Origin of the sequence: Actinomyces sp. MRS3W (assembly GCF_032465695.1) — a bacterium.
In the GTDB taxonomy this organism is placed as follows: domain Bacteria; phylum Actinomycetota; class Actinomycetes; order Actinomycetales; family Actinomycetaceae; genus Actinomyces.
Map to the genome: position 1 here is coordinate 1 of NZ_JAWDJJ010000026.1, position 4,395 is coordinate 4,395.

General features: G+C 70.7%; 3 protein-coding genes. 1 reads left to right on the forward strand and 2 read right to left on the reverse strand.

Annotated features, from left to right (window positions below):
- On the reverse strand, positions 1–1,983 hold a 1,983-nt coding region (locus RWX45_RS00675), incomplete at its 3' end, for a hypothetical protein (RefSeq protein WP_316021870.1).
- A gap of 75 nt (positions 1,984–2,058) precedes the next feature.
- Here RWX45_RS00675 and pheA point away from each other — a divergent pair.
- Positions 2,059–3,015, forward strand: a complete 957-nt coding sequence (pheA, locus tag RWX45_RS00680) for a prephenate dehydratase (RefSeq protein ID WP_316021871.1) — start codon at positions 2,059–2,061, stop codon at positions 3,013–3,015.
- 1,027 nt (positions 3,016–4,042) lie between these two features.
- Here the strand turns inward: pheA and RWX45_RS00685 are convergent.
- A partial coding sequence (locus RWX45_RS00685) for a diacylglycerol/lipid kinase family protein (protein ID WP_410050659.1) occupies positions 4,043–4,395 on the reverse strand: 353 nt, incomplete at its 5' end.

A 4,395-nucleotide genomic window follows, 5' to 3' on the forward strand; every position in this document is an offset into this window, starting at 1 on the left:
CAGCGTTACCAGCGCCGGCACCAGCGTGATCGCCCCGCCGAGGTCGGCCCCCAGCCGTGGGGCGCCATCAATCACCAGCGCCAGCCCACCCGGCAGGATGACTCCGGCGGCGGTCACCATTCCGGCACGCCACGTCGGCCGGGCGGCGCGCAACCCGTCGGTACCCGCGGCGATGGCCACCAACAGCGCCCCGGCGGCGAGCGCGAAGGCCGTATTGGACACCCCGTAGAAGCGCCCGGCCACGACGGCGTTCATTCCCAACGGACTGTTGAATCCGAGTGATGCTCCGAGCGCGGCGTCGATGAGGATGACGGCGGGGAGCGCGGCGGTCAGCACCAGGGCGGCACTCCACGCGGAGTGGGTGCCTGTGACATCAAGCGCTGCGCGCCGAGGAACTGGCGTGGCACCGCGTGGGGAGCGGGCGTCTGATGGGGCGTCCGCCGCGGCGGGATCGCCGACGCGGGAGGATCGCGCGGTGAGGGCCCCTCGAGGGAGTCTGTGCATCCGGCGGCCCAGCCACAACGCCGCAGCGGTCAATACCGCCGCCCAGGCTAGGGCAGCGAGCACGGCGACCAGCGGCGCCCAGGACCCGGCGCGCCACCACGGCAGCAGGTTGGTGAGCCAGATTCCGGTCGGCAGCGCCACCGCGGCGCAGGCGGCCCGGGCGATGAGATGGAGCCGCCCTGCCCCGGGCCTGCTCGCCCCCTCCGGGCGGCGCAACCCGAGGACGACGACGGCGATGAGCGCCGCCGCAGCCGCCAGCAGCAGGAGGGTGACCGGCAGCACGGCGCGGTGAGAGGCGACGGCGTGGACGGCGTCGTCGGCCAGGGCGGCAATGGCGTCCGGTGATGCGGCGTCGGACGCGTCGTCGTCAACTGCGTTCGGTGCGGACGGCGCAAGTGTGAGCATCCCGCCGGTCAGGCCCGCTGCGGCGGGAAGATCCGCCCCGGCTACGGCGGCCAGCAGTGTCGGCGTGAGGTCGGTCAGCTGGATGAGGCCGGGTTGGTGCGTCGTCGGGCCGAGCAGCAGGCCGTCCTTGAGACCCAGCGGAGAGGTTGTGCCCGCAGGCAGAATCGCCAGCTGTGGGCCGGGCGTGCGGGATGCGGCCACGGATACGACGACGATGCGCGCGCGCCCGGAGATCTCGCCGAGTGCTTGTGCGAGCGCTCGCGCGGCGGCTGCGGCCTGGCCGGAGGCGGGGTCGGTGTTGGCGGGGTCGGTGTTGACCTCGGCGGAAGCCGTGTTCGTGAGGTCGACGAGGGTCAGGTCCGGTAGCTGTTCGGCAGCCAGCAACTCGCTCAGCGTCGAGGCGGTCGCGGCTGCTCCCGTCGCGGTGGTGAGGGCGAGGGCGGCGTTGGCGCCGACCGCCGCATAGCTGACCCCGGCCTCATCCAGCAGTCGGGCCAGCTGTCCGAGTTCGGCCCCGTATCCGTCGGAGCGGGCCAACTGGACGGCGGTGTTCCATTCGCCTCCCGAACACGCGCGGCCGTCGAGGTGGGAGGAGTCGGCGCGGGCGCGCGACCCGGCACCGATGGCCAGCCAGCCGTCGGCCGGGCAGGTGACGTCCCCGACCGTGCGCTGGACGAGGTTCACCGGCGTGTTCGCCGTGGCGTAGTCGATGATTGCCTGCGCGTCCGCGGCCGCCTGGGGGTCCGATCCGGCGGCGAGGTCCAGCAGTTCCTGCCAGGTGAGGTCGTGCACGCCGAGCACAATGAGGGGGTCGGGCTGGACTTCATCCGTCGTGGTCGACGTGCCGACGGACGCGGGGGACTCGGGCCGCGCCGTCGTCGCACCATTGGATAGCTCCGCAGATGCGGGCGGGGCGCCGACCGTCGCGGCGCTCGCCGTCGTCGGGCCCGGGGCGGAAACGGCGCGGGCCTCGGGCATCGCAACTACGACCATGCCCATCACTGCGCACACGCCGGCGAGGATCCGCAGCGTCGCTCGCGCGCGGCGCCTCCGCGGGCGCATCGGCCTACTCATGCACGCCAGCCTAGTGGTCGGTCTGCATCGAGCGTTCCGTCCGTCAAGTCACCGGTCGCAAGATAGCCTGATCCCATGACGAGTCCAGCCCCCACGTGGTCCTTCCTCGGCCCCGAAGGCACCTTCTGCGAGACCGCCCTACGGCAGGTCGCCCCCAACGACGTCGTCCTCGACCCCTGCCAGGACGTCCCCACCGCGCTCGACCGCGTGCGTGAGCGCACCGCCGTTGCCGCCGTCGTTCCCATTGAGAATTCGGTTGAAGGCGGCGTCAACGTCACGCTCGACAACCTTGTGGTCGGCGCGCCCCTCGTCATCGCCGCCGAAATGGCCGTGCCCATCACCTTCGTCCTGGCTGGGCGACGCGGTACCCGCCTGGAGGACATTCGCGGCATCAGTACCCACCCTCACGCCTGGGCGCAGTGCCGCGGTTGGGTTCATCAGCACCTGCCCGGTGCCGCCTACATTGCGGGCAGCTCCACCTCCGCGCCCGCCCGTGCCTTGGCGAGGGCCAGCGCGGCGGAGGCCGAGGCGCTTGAGTACCAAGCGGTGCTGTGCAACCCGCTCGCAGCCGAGCAGTACGGGTTGACGATCATTGCCGGAGGAGTGGCGGACAATCCCGACGCCGTCACCCGGTTCGTCAAGGTGTCCCGCCCGGGTCGGGTCGGCGAGCCCACCGGCGCCGACAAGACCACCCTGCTGGTGCAGCTGCCGCACAACCGCGCCGGCGCCCTGCTGGACATGCTCGAGCAGTTCAGCGTCCGCGGGGTCAACCTCACCCGCATCGAGTCGCGCCCCGTGGGCGACTCGCTGGGCCGCTACCGCTTCTCCATCGACGTGGAGGGGCACATTCGCGATGAGCGTGTGCAGGCGGCGTTCATCGGCCTGCACCGCACCTGCCCATTCCTGCGCTTCCTGGGGTCCTATCCGCGCCTGGACTCCCTGCCCGTCGTGGTCCCCGCCGGCACGAGCGACAAGGACTTCGTGGTGGCGCGCTCCTGGGTCGCCGACGTCCTGGACGGGCGGACCCTCTGACACCCGTCTCTTAGGCGCCGGGTGCCGGGTGCCAAACCCCCCTTCACCGAGACCGGCACTTGTTACGTGCCGAGACCGGTGGAAGTTGCTAAGGGCGGGCTAAGTGCTGGGGTGTTGTGCGGGCGCTTGCTCCCGTTGCGGCGGGGTTGCTGGGCTGCTGCGGGCGGCATCGGGTGGATGGTGTGCGTGTACTACGCCCCTTAGGGGTTTGCTACGTCACTTCGCGGTCTGTTGAAGGCTTCTTAGGCCTTCAGTGGACCCCTAACCGGCGTACCCAACGGCGAAGTGGCGTAGTAGACGGTGAAGTGGCGTAGTAGAAGAGCCCGGCGGGGCGGCTGTCTGCGCGTTCTGGCCGACTGCGACCCTTGGCGCCCGAGCCTTCCGCGTACACCAGAGGCTTGGGCTCGGTGGGGCGTATTCGTGGGCAAGCCGCCGGGGTGCGCCTGTGTACCGCCTGTTGGGCCGCACCTAAGTACCGCCTGTCGGGATGCCTCCGGGGATCGCCTGCCGGGGTGCACTCGGGCGCCTCGGGTGGGCGACGCTGGGCGTGCTTTCAAACGGCGACAGTGCTTGCCGGGGATGTGACATCCGGCTCGAGGACGGGTGCGTCGGCGACTCCAGTTGGACCGCCATTGCGCGGTTGGACCGCCATTGCGTGCTTGGACCGCCTCAGCCACGTTCTCAGACGGTCCATCCGATGGTAAGCAGTCCAAGTACGCGTAGACGGTCCATCGGATGGAAGACGGTCCAAGTACGCGTAGGCGGTCCAGCCACGGAGGCCACCTGTGACCAGGACCGGAAACCGCGCCCCAACGACTTGGAGTCTCACCCTCCCAGCTCTCACGCGTTCCGACGCTCCCAGAGGCCTTGAGACAACACAGTTTCTGCGTGTGATGAGCGTCGATGTGGGGAGTAGACGCCATACCTTCGTCGGTGGTGCGCCTATGGATGGGGTGCGAGCGTTGATGTGGGGGAAGCAGACGCCATCCCCTCGCCCGTCGCCTACATCCGTTTCCCGGTGCGGGCCTCAGGCCCGGGGAAGCAGACGCCGCACTCTCAGGGCGGCGGGCTGCACACGGGCGCGCACGCCCCGTGTGGGCGCCACCAGATCGCCGTCGATCTCGACGGCCGCGGAACGGTCCAGCCTCACCGTCACCGCGCTCCCGCGCCGCAACACGACCCGCGCCGCGCGGTCATCCGCGTAGGACGCAGGACGCGGTGGCAACACCTGCTGCGCCAGCGATGCCCAGCCCCACAGGCCGTGAAGCGTGTCGATCGCCGCAATATCGAGCATGCCGTCGTCCAGGCGGGCGTCCGGTAGGAGCGTCACCCCGGCGGGTAGACGCCCGCCGTTGGCGATGAGCAGGGTGTGGGCCGTCA